The following is a 15,757-nucleotide window of genomic DNA, read 5'->3' on the forward strand; positions in this document are numbered from 1 at the left end:
CATGTACGAAATGCTTCGCTCGCTGATGTTCCGCCTGCCCGCGGAAACCTCCCACGACCTTGCACTGGACATGATTGGCGCCGCGGGGCGTCTGCGCATCGCGGACAAACTGGTCCGTGCGGTACCGCCGCAGCCGGTCGAAGTCATGGGCCTGACCTTTGACAACCCGGTGGGCCTGGCTGCTGGTCTGGACAAGAATGCCGTGGCAGTGGACGGTCTGGCGGCGATGGGGTTTGGCTCCATTGAAGTGGGCACCGTCACGCCGCGTCCGCAGCCCGGCAATCCCAAGCCTCGGTTGTTCCGCCTGACAGATCAGTTGGCGATCATCAATCGCTTCGGCTTCAACAATCAGGGCGTTGACGCGATGCTGGAGCGACTGGCCGGTGTGCGTTATGACGGCGTGCTGGGTATCAACATCGGCAAGAACGCGGTTACCCCGGTCGAGAATGCGATCGATGACTATCTGTACTGCCTGCGTAAAGTCTACGACCGCGCCAGCTACGTGACCGTCAATCTGTCCTCGCCGAACACCCCCGGTCTGCGCACGCTGCAGTATGGCGAGACCCTCAAGGTGCTGCTCGGTCAGATCAAGCAGTGCCAGAAGACGCTGGCCGAAGAGCGGGGCCGTTACGTGCCGATTGCGATCAAGATTGCACCGGACATGACCCCTGAAGAAGTGGCGCTGGTTGGCGCGACGCTGCTGGAAGAAGGGATGGACGCAGTGATCGCGACCAACACCACGCTGGACCGCAGTGCGGTAGCGGACTCTCCCTACGCCAATGAGGCCGGTGGTTTGTCTGGTGCGCCGCTCACCGACATGTCGACCGAGGTGGTACGTCTGTTGGCCGGTGAGCTGAAAGGGCAGATGCCGATCATTGGTGTGGGCGGCATTTTCAGCGGTGCCGATGCGGCCGACAAGATTGCCGCAGGGGCCAGTCTGGTTCAGCTTTACAGTGGTTTCATCTATCGCGGGCCGGAACTGATCCGCGAATGTGCTGACGCCATTGCAGTTATGCCCCGCTGAAAATGGAAGCCCCCGCAGAGCGGGGGCTGGGTGGGCCTTCCTGAGGCCCGGCGCTGTGGGCAAGCGCCTTTGGGGAAAAAGATAATGGGCTGGAAGTTTAGCCTACTGCGTGCATCTCGTTGAGTCGGTGCACGCCGGAGATACCGGTAAAGCCATCCCAACGGTCGCCGCGGCCTTCGCGCCAACCATTGATCCAATTCTGTCTGGTAGAAGGGTTGTTAAAGGGACAGGTGTCTAGGGATTTGCCACTCACTCCGTGCTGGTAACCGCGCTGAAATGCTCGTTCCATCGGATCACGCTTGAGTCTTCTCATAGGGTAGCGTCCTCGTGTGGTATGACATTTTTTGAACGATCCGAGTCGTTCCAAAAGTAGCGCGTAATCAGGTGTTGACTACGCTGCAATGAAGCCGGTCGGATTGGGTGTACTGGTCCGGCTTCGAATACTGTCACCGCTCAAGTCATGCCCTGTTGTACCCTATCGGCCGTCACCGCTCCAAAGACCGATTTGGCATACCCGAGACAGTCACTTAGCTGTCACTGAAATATAAACGTCATCGTATTCCGGAAATCAACGACATGCGCGAGATCCTTGAATTTTTTGTTACCTGCCCGAAGGGAGTGGAGGGTCTGCTGCGCGACGAAGTGCTTGCTCTCGGCGCTGAGTCGGCAAAAGAAACCGTTGCCGGGGTATCGGTGCAGGGGGATATCGAACTCGGATATCGCCTGTGTTTGTGGTCGCGTCTCGGCAACCGGGTGCTGTTGGTGCTCAAGCGTTTCCTGGCCGGGACGGCGGAAGATTTGTACGCGGGTGTGCAGCTGATCGACTGGCGTGACCATCTGGCCGTGGACGGTACGCTGGCGATCGACTTTACCGGCTCGCTGGCTGGTGTCGACAACACGCACTTCGGTGCCCTGAAGGTCAAGGACGCGATTGTTGACCAGTTGCGTCGCCCGGACGGTACGCGACCCGGTGTCGACAAGGTACGCCCGGATCTGCGCATCAATGTGCACTGCCACCGTGGTGAAGTGCAGCTGGCACTGGACCTGTCGGGCGCGAGCCTGCACCAGCGCGGCTATCGCCTTCAGCAGGGCGCTGCGCCGCTTAAGGAAAACCTCGCAGCGGCCATTCTGATTCGTTCCGGCTGGCCGGCATTGGCGGAGGCTGGTGGCGCACTGACTGACCCGATGTGCGGCTCGGGGACCTTTCTGGTCGAGGCGGCGCTGATGGCAGCCGACGTGGCGCCCAACCTGCAGCGCGAGCACTGGGGCTTCAGCCGCTGGCAGCAGCACGTGCCGGTGCTCTGGCAGAAGGTGCTGACCGAGGCGCGCGAGCGCGCCGAGCGCGGTTTGGCCCGTCCGCCACTGTGGATTCGAGGCTACGAGGCGGACCCGCGGCTGCTGCAGCCGGTACGCAACAACATCCAGCGTGCAGGCGTGGGTGAGTGGGTAAAGGTCTTTCAGGGCGAACTGGCGACCTTTGCGCCTAACCCGGATCGCGGTCAGAAAGGTCTGGTGGTCTGTAACCCGCCCTACGGCGAGCGTCTGGGAACCACAGCGAGTCTGGTCTATCTCTATCAAAAACTCGGTGAGGTACTGCGCCAGCAGTGCCAAGGCTGGCAGGCGGCGATCTTTACCGGTAATGCCGATCTCGGCAAGCGCATGGGCATTCGCAGCCATAAGCAATACAACCTGTTCAACGGCGCCTTGCCGTGCAAGTTGCTGCTCATGGATCTGCAGTCGGAGTGTTTTGTTACCAAGGCCAGTGATGCGCCAGCGGGTGAGAGTGCTCCGGTTGAGGCCGCGCGGCTCAGTGAGTCGGCGCAGATGTTTGCCAACCGGCTGAAGAAGAACCTGAAGAATCTTGGCAAGTGGGCGCGTCAGCAGGGAATCGAGTGTTATCGTGTATATGATGCGGACATGCCGGAGTTTGCTGTCGCAGTCGATCTGTACGGTGATCGTGTGCATGTTCAGGAGTACGCCGCACCGCAGTCAATCGATGAAGACAAGGCCCAGGCGCGCCTGCAGGACGTGATGGCGGCGCTGCCGCAGGTGTTGGGCATTGCCCCCGAGCATATCGCGCTCAAGCAGCGTCAGCGTCAAACCGGCAAGCAGCAATATCAGCGCATGGCTCAGCAGGGTGAGTTCTTCGAGGTACGTGAAGGACAGGTGCGTCTGCTGGTTAACCTGACCGACTACCTGGATACCGGTCTGTTCCTCGATCACCGCCCGATACGTCTGCGCATTGCTGCCGAGGCCAAGGGCAAGCGTTGCCTCAACCTGTTCTGTTACACCGCCACCGCCACCGTGCACGCTGCGGCCGCCGGTGCCCGTTCAACGACCAGTGTGGACCTGTCTAATACCTATCTGGACTGGGCACGGCGCAACCTGTCGCTGAACGGTCTGTCAGACCTGCACAAGCTAGTGCGCTCGGATGTGATGGCCTGGCTGGAAACCGCCACGGAACAGCAGTTTGATCTGATCTTCATTGACCCGCCGACCTTCTCCAATTCGAAGAAACTGGAAGGGGTGTTCGACGTGCAGCGCGATCATGCGCGTCTGCTGGAGTTGGCGATGAAGCGGCTGGCGCCGGGAGGGGTATTGTACTTCTCGAACAACTTCCGTCGGTTCCGGATGGACCCGGCTGTGGAGGCGCGTTACCAGGTTGAGGATATTTCGGCTGAGACTCTGGACCGGGACTTCCAGCGCAACAGCCGCATTCACCGTACCTGGAAACTCAGTCACCGCCCCTGAGGGCGGTGCTGCGCTCAGCGCCCGCTGGCGCTGGCGATATCGGTCGGGACCCGACGGTAAACGTCCTGCAGTACCAGGTCGAGCGCCTGACCACTGGCACCTGCGGCGCTGTGGTTGACGATGGCTGCCACCGCCCAGCTCTGCCCGTTGGCATCGCGAGTGATGCCGGCAATTGCCTTAACGTTGCGCAGTGAGCCGGTCTTGATGTGGGCCTGACCGGCGACGGGGGTGTTGCGCAGGCGGCGGCGCATGGTGCCGTCCATTGCGGCCAGTGGCATGGATGCAATGAATTCGGCGCTGTAGGGGCTCTGCCACGCCTGAGCCAGCAGCTGCGCCATATCCCGCGCGGTCAGTCGCTCCATGCGCGACAGTCCAGAGCCGTTCTCCATTACCAGTGTGTTGGCACGAATACCCTTATCTTCCAGCCAGGCATCGATAACCCGCACGGCGGCCTTGTGGTCATCGCGATCAGCGGCGCTGCGATTCTCGCGGCCGATAGTCAGGAACAGCTGCCGGGCCATGGTGTTGTTGCTGTACTTGTTGATGTCGCGCACGACCTCGACCAGGTCGGGTGAGGTGCTGCGCGATACCAGGCGGGCGCTGCTGGGCGCCCGGCCAATCTGATTGCCACCGCGAATGCTGCCGCCCATTTCGCTCCACAGGGTGCGCAGTGTGCTGGCGGTGTAGGTGGTGGCAGTCAGCGCGCTGAGATAGCGCTGGGCCATGCAGCCCTCGTGCAGATTGCCAGTCAAGGTGATGACCGCTTCATGTCCGCTGTCCTGAATGCTGTAGGCCACATTCGGCGCGGGGCAGCTGCGTGTGGGAGCCGGCAGCAGGGTGATCTGATTGACGACCTTCACTTCGGGCAGTGCAGGCTCGACGTTGATCCGCACACCGCCTCGTTCGGCAAAACTGCTCAGCACGAACACCTTGAGGTTGGTTAGCAGCGGGTCGGGCTCGACCAGGAACGGACGGTTCTGATTGCCACTGTCATCAATGAAGGGCGGAATGTCAGCGGGGAAGCGCATGTCAGCCGGTTGCAGAACCAGGTCGCCGCTGATGTTGCGGATGCCGGCGGCCTTGAGATCACGCAGCATCAGCCACATGCGTTCGAGGGTCAGCTTGGGGTCGCCGCCACTGCGGAAAATCAGGTCGCCTTGCAGGGTGCCGTCAATCACGGGGCCATCAACCAGCAGATCACTGTTCCAGTGATAGGTCGGGCCAAGGATTTCGAGTGCGGCGTAGGTGGTGACCAGCTTCATGGTTGAGGCCGGGTTTACCGCCTGGTCGGCATTGATGAATTGCGCCATGCCCTGATTTTCCAGCGGGATGACCGCTAGGGAAAATGCATTACTTGGAATCTTGGCCGCCTGCAGGGCGCTATTGACGCGGGCAGGCAGGGTACCGCTATCGGCGGCATGTGAAGGTGCGCTGGCGAGAAGGCTGATCGTCGGGATCAGGCAGAGCAGGGTGCGTGCGAAAAGGTTGGACATGGAATCCAGCTCCGTAGCCTGTGGATTGCTGACAGCGGACGCGTTTGCGTGTCAGGCCCCGTTTTCTCGCATCATCACTTAAATAATGATTTGGGCCAAGAGCTTAAAGTGATTTGTTAGATCAACGGTCGGTTTAGTCGGAGTTTAGCAGTCGCCGCCAGAGCAGCCAGCTGATCGGCAGTAATAGCACGCTGACTGCCAGAGATAGCCAGAGCCCGAGCTTGCGCAGGCGGTACGCTTCCGACAGAAGCTCTGCTTCGGGAATAAGCACCGCCAGATAGACGTCTGGGGTTCCAAGAATATCGATACGTTGCTGCTGGATGACCCAGCGCTGTCCCTCCAGAGTTTCTATCGCCTGACGCTCTTGATTGAAGCCGTCCTGCGCCAGGGTGGCGAGCAGGGTGCTTCCCAACTCATTGAATCGGCGCGGCTCCAGAGAGTTGCTGCCCTGGGTCGTGTGCTGCAGGCGGTTCGGATCCTGGTAGGCAACGACTACGCCGTCGGCGGTATACAGAATCAGCTCGGAGGAAGGCGTCATTTGCTGCTGGCGGAGAGTCTCCGAGAGCCGGTCAAGGGTCAGGTCGGCGCCGAATACAGCCACGCTGCCGTTGGCGCGGGCCAGTGTTGTGCCGAACTCACGGGTTGAGAAGAACAGGTACGGCGTAGTGATGAGGCGCTGTTCTGCTTTGGTTGCTGCGGCGTACCAGGGGCGTTGGCGTGGATCGTAGCCCTCGTCAGCGGCCATGCGGGCCTCGATGATTTGCAGGTTTTCATCCAGAAACAGGTAGCTGTTGTGACGGCCCGCGTCGTCGGTATTGATATGCCACGCCATCCAGCGCGCCTTCTGCGGGGCACTGAAACGCTGTTGGCTGATGGGATTGCCGAGCGGCCGCATCATCAGATAGTCGCCGTCGTGCCAGCCGGTGTAAACCGAATTGAGCTGTGGATTATCGGTGATTACTTGGGCAAGCATGGGCAGATAGTCCATGCGCTCGGACAGGTTATCAGTGTGCACCAGGTGGCTGAGCGACAGTAGATTCAGCGCTTGCATTGGCGGGTGGTAAACGTTTTCCAGCTCGCGACTGACTTGCTGGACGATGCGCTGGAACAGGGCGCTACCATCGGCGTGCATCAACCTATCAAGCTGCTGGTAGTGAAATAGACTGAGAATAATGCCAAGCAGCAGCGTGGGCAGCAGGCCGAGCAGCGGGGCGAGGAGGTAGCGTCGAGGGGCGTTCCGTGTCGTTACAGGCATTCGAGTCCTTGGCTGCGTCCAGTGCAGGGATGCAGCCAATATAGACCATTGGTTCGGCTATGGCAGCTGGAACAGGCGACGGGTGTTAGCGCAGGTGTTCTGGCTCAGCTCGAGCAGTGATTGCTGGCGGCAGTCGGCGACCATGCGCGCTACTTCCGGAAGAAACGCAGGTTCGTTGCGACGGTTTTTCGGCTTCGGGCTAAGAGTGCGCGGCAGTAGCCAGGGCGCATCTGTTTCCAGCAGCAGCCGGTTGTCGGGGATATCCTTGACCAGCTGTTGCAAGTCGGTACCGCGGCGTTCGTCGCAGATCCAGCCGGTGATGCCAATATGCAGATCGAGATCCAGGTAGGCGTACAGCGCTTTGCGGTCAGCGGTAAAGCAGTGCACCACAGCGCCGCTCAGGCGGTCACGGAAGTCACGTAGCACGTCGACCAACGTGTCGCTCGCCTCGCGTTCGTGAAGGAATACGGGTAGCTGGGTCTCGACTGCTACCGCAAGCTGTTCTTCCAGCGCACGCAGCTGGTCCGGGCGCGGGGAGAAGTCACGGTTGTAATCGAGGCCGCATTCACCAATCGCACGAACGGCAGGCTGACGGCTTAGTTCAAGTAATTGACGGCTGCTGTCTGCAGTCCAGTGACGTGCCTCGTGCGGATGCACGCCAGCGGTGGTGAAGAGGTGTTCGGGGTGATCCGCGCATAGAGCAAGCAGGTGTTCTGCCTGCTCCAGCGAGGTCATGGTCAGCAACTGCTGGCTGACACCGGCCTGACGGGCCCGCTCCAGTACCGCATCGCGGTCGCTGTTAAAGGCTTTGTCCGTCAGGTTGACGCCGATGTCGATCCATTCCATCTGCAGCGCTTTCCTCAGGCCTTGCGCGGGCCCTTGGGTTTACCGGCAAATTCGCGGCGCGGCGGCTTGCCACGCGGAGCGCGGTCACGCGGCGGCAGTTCGCCTTCCGGCAGCGGCCAGGACTTGATCTGCAGCGTCACACCGTTGATCTCGGCGCTGGCCAGACGGTTCAGAACGGCCTGATCCAGCTGCGGCAGGAACACACCAGTGTGCTCGTTGAACAGCTTGATGTGACCAATCTGCTGACGTTGCAGACCGCCTACCTTGACCAGAACATCGACCAGCGGCTTAGGCATCAGACCGGTCTTTCGACCGCCTTGTACCTTGTAGCGGACCAGGCCGCTATCGCGGTCAAATTCGCGCTCGCGGCGTGGCGGTGCGCTTGGCAGGTCGGAAACCGGCTCAAGAAGAGTCTTGGCGCTTGGCAGCAGCGTCAGCAGGGCAGCAGCCAGTTCGGTTGCGTCCAGGCTGGTCAACTCCTGCAGATCGCTGACCAGTTGCTGGTGCAGCGAGGTGGCCTGTTCGCGGGCGTCGTTCAGACGGGACGCCAGTTTGTTCAGGCGGCCACTGCGAACGGCATCGGCGGTCGGCAGTGCCTGCGGCTCGATCTTCTGGCCGGTGGCGCGTTCCAGTACGTGCAGCAGACGACGCTCGCGCGGGGTGGCGAACAGAATCGCGGTGCCCTGACGACCGGCGCGGCCGGTACGGCCGATACGGTGCACGTAGCTTTCGCTGTCGTGCGGCAGGTCGTAGTTGAGTACGTGGGTGATTCGCTCTACGTCCAGACCACGGGCGGCAACGTCAGTCGCGACCACGATGTCGAGCAGGCCGCGCTTGAGGCGATCGACCACCTGCTCGCGCAGTTGCTGGGTGAGGTCGCCGTTCAGTGCTGCAGCGGCAAAGCCGCGCGCTTCAAGGCGCTCGGCAAGCTCAAGACTGGCAGTCTTGGTGCGCACGAAAACGATCATGGCTTCGACCGGCTCGACTTCGAGCAGGCGGGTCATGGCATCCAGTTTGTGGTGGTTGGAAACTTCCCAGACTTTCTGGGTAATGGTCTCCAGACTGCTGCTGGCACCACTGTGCAGCCGGATTTCAGTCGGCTCCTTCATGTGGTTGCGGGCAACGGTACGCACGCCCGGCGGCATGGTCGCCGAGAACAGAGCCTTCTGGGTGGTTTCCGGCACTTCCTGGAAGACGGCTTCGAGGTCGTCGGCGAAGCCCATCTTGAGCATTTCGTCGGCTTCGTCGAGTGCCAGGTAGCGCAGTTCCTGCAGCTTCAGGCTGCCGCGGCGCAGGTGGTCGGTCAGACGACCCGGGGTGGCGACGACAACGTGAGCGCCGCGCTCAAGGGCCTTGAACTGGGGGGCGAAAGCCGAACCGCCGTACAGGGCGAGCACGGTGAAGCCGCGCATGTTCTGGGCATAGCGCTGGAACGCCTCGGCGACCTGGAGCGCGAGCTCACGAGTCGGGGTGAGGATCAGTGCTTGAGTGGCGCGCAGGCTGACGTCGATGCCAGCCAGTACAGGCAGCGCGAAAGCTGCAGTTTTACCAGTGCCGGTCTGCGCAAGACCGAGCAAGTCCTTGCCGGCCAGAAGCGTGGGGATAGCTTCCGCCTGGATCGGGGAGGGGGTTTCGTAGCCAAGGCTGTTGAGAGCCTCGAGGAGATGAGCAGGCAGGCCGAGATCGGCAAATTGCCGGGCCGGAGCGGTATCGGACATACAGGAAGTGAACCTTAGGGAAGAGATAGCCGCACAGTATACGCGGTTTACCGGCAAATTGCCTCTGCCTTTTGTCTGACCTGTTCAGCGTTAGCACAAAGTGTCAGGCTTATAGGCCTAGTGACATGATCAAGGAGCAGGGCATGGGACGTCTGGTTGACGGCCAATGGGTCGATCAGTGGTATGACACCAGTAGTACGGGTGGGGCATTCAAGCGCGAGGATGCAGGGTTTCGCAACTGGATTGAGCCGGGCACGCGCTTTACGCCAGACTCGGGCCGCTATCATCTGTATGTGTCGCTAGCCTGTCCTTGGGCCCACCGCACATTGATCATGCGCCGCCTCAAGGGGCTCGAGTCACATATCAGTGTCAGCGTTGTGCAGCCACACATGCTTGAGCAGGGGTGGGAGTTTGCCGAGCCCGAAGCGCTTTATGGGTATCGCTGCATGCATCAGTTGTACACCCTTGCGCGTCCTGACTACACCGGCAGGGTGACTGTGCCTGTGCTCTGGGATCGGCAGGAGCAAACCATCGTCAATAACGAGTCTGCCGAGATCATTCGTATATTTAATACGGCCTTCGACGAACTCACCGGCAACCGCGATGACTATTATCCGCCGGCGCTGCAGGCTGAGATCGAGCGGATCAACGAACGGGTTTACAACGACATCAACAACGGGGTCTACAAGACCGGGTTTGCGACCGATCAGGACGTGTACGAGAAGGCCTGCAGTGCGCTTTTTTCCGCCCTGGACTGGGTAGAAGAGCTGCTCGGACAGCGCCGCTATCTTGCCGGCAGTCAGGTAACGCTGGCCGATTGGCGCCTGTTCACCACGCTGGTGCGGTTTGATCCGGTCTATCACGGGCACTTCAAGTGCAACCTGCGGCGCATCGAAGATTATCCGAATCTGCTGGGTTATCTGCGCGAGCTGTACCAGTGGCCGGGTATCGCCGACACCGTCGATTTTGAGCACATCAAGCAGCATTACTACTACAGTCACGGCACCATTAATCCGAACCGGATTGTTGCACTCGGCATGGGGCCAGATCTGCTCGCTGCGCATCAACGCGAGCGCACGGTAACTCAGCAGCAGGAAAGCTAGCGTGGCAGACTTTCAACACCTTATTACCCCGGCGCTGACGTTTTCTGGCGTGGCTTTGATCAGTCTGGTTTGCCAGCTTGGGGCATGGCGCCTGCGGCTACCGGCAATTCTGTTTCTGCTGCTGGCGGGCATCCTCCTCGGGCCAATCGCAGGTCTGCTGTCGCCTGACGAGTTTTTAGGCGACTTGTTGTTTCCGCTGGTCTCGCTTTGTGTTGCGTTAATTTTGTTCGAAGGCAGTCTGACGCTGAAGTTTGAACAGTTGAAGGAGACCGGCACCGTTGTGCGGCGTCTGGTGACCCTGGGCGCGTTGGTCACCTGGGGGGTGATCAGTGTGGCCTGCTATTGGCTGATTGGTCTTGATCCTGCCTTGTCTGCGCTGTTCGGTGCTCTGGTGGTGGTAACCGGCCCGACGGTGATCGTGCCGATGTTGCGTACCCTGCGGGCCACTCAACGGATCTCTCAGGTACTCCGCTGGGAGGGCATTCTGATTGACCCGATTGGTGCCTTGCTGGCGGTATTGGTCTACGAGTGGATTGCGGCGCAAACCGCTGGCGACAACGGTTTTACCGCAGGCCTGCTGATATTTGCCAAGGTGGTGTGTTACGGCACGGTAGCGGGTGTCGCAGGCGGCGCTCTGATGGCGACGGCCATGCGCCGCCGCTGGATTCCCGAGTACCTGGAGGTGCTGGCATCGCTGACACTGGTGCTGGTGACCTTCACCCTCGCCAACGAGTTGGCCCATGAGTCCGGTTTGCTGGCGGTGACCGTAATGGGGATCTGGCTGGCCAATGCTCGGGGTGTGGACATCGAGGAGATTCTGGTCTTCAAGGAGCACTTGTCGGTGCTGCTGATCTCGGGGCTGTTTATCCTCCTGGCGGCGCGGCTGGATTTGGGCGCGCTGCTTGCTCTTGGCTGGCCAGCGCTGGTGCTTTTGCTGGTGATCCAGTTTGTCGCACGGCCGTTGGCCGTCTGGGTCAGTAGTCTGGGTAGCGAACTAAACTGGCGTGAGCGGGCGCTGATCGCCTGGATTGGCCCGCGCGGGATTGTTGCTGCGGCAGTATCCGCACTGTTTGCACTGCGTCTGGAACAGGCTGGCTATGAGGACGCTGCGTTAGTCAGTGCGCTGACTTTTGCGGTAATCATCGGCACGGTGGTTTTCCAGAGTGCAACGGCTCGCACTGTGGCGCGGTTGTTGCGAGTGACAGAGCCGGAGCGCCGCGGCGTGCTGATGATCGGTGCCAACGCGGTGGCTCGCGGGCTTGGTGAGGTGTTGCAAAAACTTGACGTGCCGCTGCTGGTGGTCGATACCCATTGGGAATCGATCAGCCAGGCGCGGATGAAAGGTCTGCGCACCCTGCGTGGTAATCCTTTGTCGACGCAGGTCGATAGCAACCTCGACCTGACCGGTTTGGGCACTCTGCTTACCATCACACCTGAGCGTGAGCGCAATGCGTTGCTGAATCAGCACTTCCGTCGGGACTTCGCGGCTCACCGGATCTTCACGGTGCGCAATGAGCGCAGCGGCACTAATGAACGGATGCAGATCTCCGCCAATCACGAAGGTGTGCCAATCGGGCCGGAGGGGATGACCTTCAGCAAGCTGTCGAGTTTGGTCAGTCAGGGTGCCCGCTTCAAGGCGACCACGCTCACTGAGGGGTTCAGCTTTACCCAGTGGCAGCAGGAGGCGGGCAAGGGGCGTACGGCGCTGCTGGCACTGACGCCAGAACGGCGGGTGCGGGTGTTTTCACCAGAGCAGCCGCTGCAGCCGGAAGCAGACTGGACGCTGATCTACCTGGAAACTGCCACTGAGCAACCCGCTCCGAAGCGTGAGGCGGACAGCGACCCAGTACTGCCGGATCAGGCTGCTCAGTCGTAGCGAATGGACGTTACCCAGTACAGGCGCTCACCGCCTGGCGCCTGTACTGCTACTTCGTCGTCCAGTGACTTGCCAAGCAGTGCCCGTGCCATCGGGCTGTCGATGCTGATGTGCTGGAGCTTGGGGTTGATCTCATCCGGCCCGACGATGCGTACGACCATGACTTCGCCGTCTTCATCTTCCAGTTCGACCCAGGCACTAAAGTAGATACGGCTGGGGTCGCCCGGCGGGCGATCGACAACCTTGAGAGCCTCGAGCCGCTTGCGCAGGAAGCGCACGCGACTGTCGATTTCACGCAGCATCTTCTTGCCGTAGATGTACTCTGCGTTTTCCGACCGGTCGCCGAGCGCGGCTGCCTCACTGACGGCCTGGGTGACGGCCGGTCGCTTACGCAGCCACAGCTCATCGAGTTCCTCGCGCAGACGCGCCGCACCCTGCGGCGTAATGAGTGGCGTCCCGGCACTGCGGGGCGGGCGATAGCGGGTCATGCCGTCAGTTTCCTCGATTGATCAGCCGCATCGGGCTTTGCTGCAGGACGGCGCGAGTGCCCCAGACGCCCGCGCAGCCGATCAATACGGCGGCGAAAACCGGCGTGATCAGCCAGAACAGCAGATGCGGCGCCCAGTCCAGGCTCAGGGCGAAGCGGTAGAGTGCCCAGGTCGCCAACTCGGCCGCGACAACCGCCATCAGCCCTGCCAGGAGCCCCAGCAGCAAAAACTCCATCCAGCTTGCCCGTCGCAGCAGCGGTCGTCCGGCGCCCAAGGTGCGCAGCAGCGCACCCTGATGCAGGCGCTCGTCGAGTGTGGCTTGCAGCGCGGCAAATAGCACGGTGAGTCCGGCCAGGAGGACAAATACCAGCACATACTCAACCGCCAGCGTGACCTGTTGGAGAATGTCTCGAATTTGCGCCAGCAGAGGCCCGACCTCAAGCAACGTCATCGCCGGGAATTGCTGACTCAATCCGCGCAGGGCTGCGCGTTGCTCGGAAGGCAGATAAAAACTGGTCAGCAGCGTAGCAGGAAGGCCATCGAGATCGCCCGGCGCGAAGATCATGTAAAAGTTCGGCGTGAAGTTATCCCACTGTACCTCGCGAATGCTGCTGACCCGAGCATCAAGTGGCCGGCCTTCGATCACGAAGCCCAGTTGGTCGCCCAGCGTTATTTCGAGACTGTCGGCCAGTTCGGCTTCGATTGAGACTTGTGCTCCTGCGGTGTTGCCTGCCGCGGACCACCATTGTCCCTCGCGCAGCTGATTATCAGCTGGCAGCTCTGCAGACCAGGTAAGGCTCAGGTCGCGGTTGATCGCGCGGGTGCCACGGTCGCGATCACGGTCTTCCTTGGTCACCTCGGTGCGTACCGGTTCTCCGTTTATGCTCACCAGCCGTGCCGGCGTCACCGGATACAACGGCGCGCTGCGTGCGCCAATCTGTTCCAGCGCCTCGTTAAAGGCGGCTTGCTCGCTGGGCAGAATGTTGAGAACGAAGTGATTTGGGGCGTCGTCTGGCAGTTGGTTTTGCCAGGTACTGAGCAGCTCGGTTCGCAGGATCAGCACAACCAGCATGCACATGAAAATCAGGCCGAACGAGAGAATTTGCGTGGCAGCCGCCGTTGGGCGCTTTAGCAGTTCGCCGCTGCCGAGCCGCCAGGCGAGGCTGGCGTTGCGCAGCCGGCCGGCGACGGCGCGCAGCAGCAGCCAGGCGCAGGTACCTAGCAGCAGCGCTGCAACCGCGCCCCCGAAGAGCATGGCGAGGGTAATTTGCAGATCGCCGGTGAACTGCCACATGAGCAGGCTGAGTACGGCCAAAGCAAGGCCATAGATAAGCCAGCTGCTGACGGGAATGGGTTCGAGGTCCCTGCGCAGAACCCGCAGCGGCGCTACGCTACCGAGCCGCAAGAGCGGCGGCAGAGCAAAGCCGAGCAGCGCGCTGATACCGGTCGCAGCACCAACCATTAACGGCACGACGCCGGGCGCAGGTAGCTGTGGCGGTAACAGGTCCGCAAGCAGTTGCATCAGCCCCCACTGCACCAGCAGACCCAGCGCGAGGCCAGCGATGGTTGCCATCGCTCCGAGGTAGAGCAGCTGCAGGGTGAACAGCTGCAACACGTGTCGGCGTTGTAGCCCCATGCAGCGGAGCAGGGCACTGGTGTCGAAGTGGCGAATTGCAAAGCGCCCTGACGATAAAGCGACTGCGACGCCGGCAAGAATGATCGCGGCGATGCTGGCCAGGCCAAGAAACTGGTTGGCGCGCGACAAGGCGTTGCCGACCTGACGGTTGCCGTCATCGACACCGCTCAGACGTTGGTTGACTGCAAGAACTGGCTCAATCCAATTCCTATAACGCGTGAGCGCGGAGCGTTCGCCGCTCAGGAGTAATCGGTAACTGACTCGGCTGCCGGGCTGCACTACACCGGTCGCGTCCAGATCGGTCAGGTTCATCAACACCCGCGGGGTGAGGCTGTAAAAGTCACTGGCGCGATCTGGCTCGTGGGTGAGCAGGGCGCTGATCTGCAGGTTGGCGTAGCCCACCTCCAGGTTGTCGCCGATCTGCAGTTCCAACTGATTGAGCAGCCGTGGCTCAATCCATAGTTGCCCCGGGGCGGGTACTGCTTGGGTGGAGGACTCTTCGCCGAACGCATCTGAACGGATACGCAGTTCGCCACGTAACGGATAGGCACTGTCTACCGCCTTGACGCTGGACAGCTGCATTTGGGTGTCGCTGGCCATCACGCTGGAAAACTCGACCTGATGACTCAGATCGAGCCCCAGCGCTGCTGCCTGGTCAGCGTAGCTGGCGGGCAGAGGGCTGCGCGAAGACACGACTAGGTCAGCACCAAGGAACTCCGCTGCCCGATCGGTCATGCTGCGCTCCAGCCGTTGAGTGAACAGGCTGATGGCGGTGCTGATGGTGACAGCGATGAGCAGGGCTCCAAGCAAAACACTGAGCTCGCCGGCTCGCCATTCGCGGCGCAACAGGCGCCAGGCCAGTCGGGCCAGAGGAGGACGCGTCACGCGCTGTGCTCCAGCAGGCGTCCGGCTTGCATCTGCACCGCCTGCTGGCATCGGCTGGCCAGTTTGGCGTCGTGGGTGACTAGCACCAGGGTTGTTCCGCGCTCGCGGTTGAGGGTGAACAGCAGATCACTGATGCGCTCGCCGGTGGCGGCGTCCAGATTGCCGGTCGGTTCGTCGGCGAACAGGATGCTGGGTTCGCTGGCAAAGGCACGAGCGATGGCTACGCGCTGTTGTTCGCCGCCGGACAGCTGTTGCGGGTAGTGTTGACGTCTGGCTTCCAGACCCACCCGTTGCAGCAGCTCGCTGGCGCGCTCTTGGGCGTCGCTCCGGCCATGCAGCTCCAGCGGCAGCATGACGTTCTCCAGTGCGGTCAGGCTGTCGAGCAGCTGGAACGACTGAAAGACGAACCCCACCTCGCGTCCGCGCAACGCGGCGCGTTGATCCTCATCCAGTGCGGTGAGGTTCTCACCGGCGAGAATCACTTCGCCGCCGCTGGGCAGATCGAGTCCGGCGAGCAGGCTAAGCAGCGTCGACTTGCCTGAGCCGGAGGCCCCGACGATAGCGAGGCTGCTGCCGCGCTCAATGCTTAGCGATACGTCGTCAAGGATCTGCAGCGGCGCTTCCGAGCTGGTCACGACTTTGCTAAGGTGGCGGGCGATTACAACGGCGTCTGACATGGTAT

12 protein-coding genes are annotated in these 15,757 nt (G+C 61.3%); 4 read left to right on the forward strand and 8 right to left on the reverse strand.

The annotated features are described in order from the left end of the window. The first annotated feature begins 1 nt into the window (after position 1). Positions 2–1,024 (forward strand): quinone-dependent dihydroorotate dehydrogenase, encoded by a 1,023-nt coding sequence (locus tag AAFM31_RS01940; RefSeq protein ID WP_341706210.1) that lies wholly within the window; start codon positions 2–4, stop codon positions 1,022–1,024. 97 nt (positions 1,025–1,121) lie between these two features. Here the strand turns inward: AAFM31_RS01940 and rmf are convergent, their stop codons facing one another. Then, the gene (gene rmf, locus AAFM31_RS01945; protein ID WP_341706211.1) at positions 1,122–1,337 is read right to left on the reverse strand and encodes a ribosome modulation factor; all 216 of its coding nucleotides are present in this window, start codon (positions 1,335–1,337) and stop codon (positions 1,122–1,124) included. A 263-nt stretch (positions 1,338–1,600) separates the two neighbouring features. On the opposite strand from rmf, the gene rlmKL reads away from it, so the two are divergent. After that, the gene (gene rlmKL / locus AAFM31_RS01950) at positions 1,601–3,775 is read left to right on the forward strand and encodes a bifunctional 23S rRNA (guanine(2069)-N(7))-methyltransferase RlmK/23S rRNA (guanine(2445)-N(2))-methyltransferase RlmL (RefSeq protein ID WP_341706212.1); all 2,175 of its coding nucleotides are present in this window, start codon (positions 1,601–1,603) and stop codon (positions 3,773–3,775) included. Between the two features lie 14 nt (positions 3,776–3,789). Here rlmKL and dacB read toward each other — a convergent pair whose 3' ends face one another. The 4 genes from dacB to AAFM31_RS01970 form a co-directional block, all read right to left on the reverse strand. Further along, positions 3,790–5,268, reverse strand: a complete 1,479-nt coding sequence (gene dacB, locus AAFM31_RS01955; protein WP_341706213.1) for a D-alanyl-D-alanine carboxypeptidase/D-alanyl-D-alanine-endopeptidase — start codon at positions 5,266–5,268, stop codon at positions 3,790–3,792. Positions 5,269–5,401: 133 nt separating this feature from the next. Continuing rightward, positions 5,402–6,523, reverse strand: a complete 1,122-nt coding sequence (locus AAFM31_RS01960; protein ID WP_341706214.1) for a hypothetical protein — start codon at positions 6,521–6,523, stop codon at positions 5,402–5,404. Positions 6,524–6,580: 57 nt separating this feature from the next. Further along, the gene (locus tag AAFM31_RS01965) at positions 6,581–7,369 is read right to left on the reverse strand and encodes a TatD family hydrolase (protein ID WP_341706215.1); all 789 of its coding nucleotides are present in this window, start codon (positions 7,367–7,369) and stop codon (positions 6,581–6,583) included. Positions 7,370–7,383: 14 nt separating this feature from the next. Further along, positions 7,384–9,087, reverse strand: coding sequence for a DEAD/DEAH box helicase (locus tag AAFM31_RS01970; protein ID WP_341706216.1), 1,704 nt, complete (start codon positions 9,085–9,087; stop codon positions 7,384–7,386). A gap of 143 nt (positions 9,088–9,230) precedes the next feature. Between AAFM31_RS01970 and AAFM31_RS01975 the strand changes: the two genes are divergently transcribed. After that, positions 9,231–10,190, forward strand: coding sequence for a glutathione S-transferase family protein (locus tag AAFM31_RS01975; protein ID WP_341706217.1), 960 nt, complete (start codon positions 9,231–9,233; stop codon positions 10,188–10,190). A 1-nt stretch (position 10,191) separates the two neighbouring features. Next, entirely contained in the window at positions 10,192–12,066 is a 1,875-nt protein-coding gene (locus AAFM31_RS01980; RefSeq protein WP_341706218.1) for a sodium:proton antiporter, read from the forward strand. Here the strand turns inward: AAFM31_RS01980 and greB are convergent. The 3 genes from greB to AAFM31_RS01995 are packed head-to-tail and all read right to left on the reverse strand — an operon-like array spanning position 12,057 to position 15,752. Then, on the reverse strand, positions 12,057–12,554 hold the full coding sequence (gene greB, locus AAFM31_RS01985) for a transcription elongation factor GreB (RefSeq protein ID WP_341706219.1): 498 nt from the start codon (positions 12,552–12,554) through the stop codon (positions 12,057–12,059). The genes AAFM31_RS01980 and greB overlap by 10 nt on opposite strands. A gap of 4 nt (positions 12,555–12,558) precedes the next feature. Beyond that, positions 12,559–15,075, reverse strand: a complete 2,517-nt coding sequence (locus tag AAFM31_RS01990; protein ID WP_341706220.1) for an FtsX-like permease family protein — start codon at positions 15,073–15,075, stop codon at positions 12,559–12,561. Continuing rightward, complete coding sequence (locus AAFM31_RS01995; protein WP_341706221.1) at positions 15,072–15,752, reverse strand: ABC transporter ATP-binding protein; 681 nt, start codon at positions 15,750–15,752, stop codon at positions 15,072–15,074. Before AAFM31_RS01995 ends, AAFM31_RS01990 begins: the two co-directional genes overlap by 4 nt. Positions 15,753–15,757: the final 5 nt, after the last annotated feature.

This window comes from Halopseudomonas sp., assembly GCF_038130085.1.
In the GTDB taxonomy this organism is placed as follows: Bacteria; Pseudomonadota; Gammaproteobacteria; order Pseudomonadales; family Pseudomonadaceae; genus Halopseudomonas.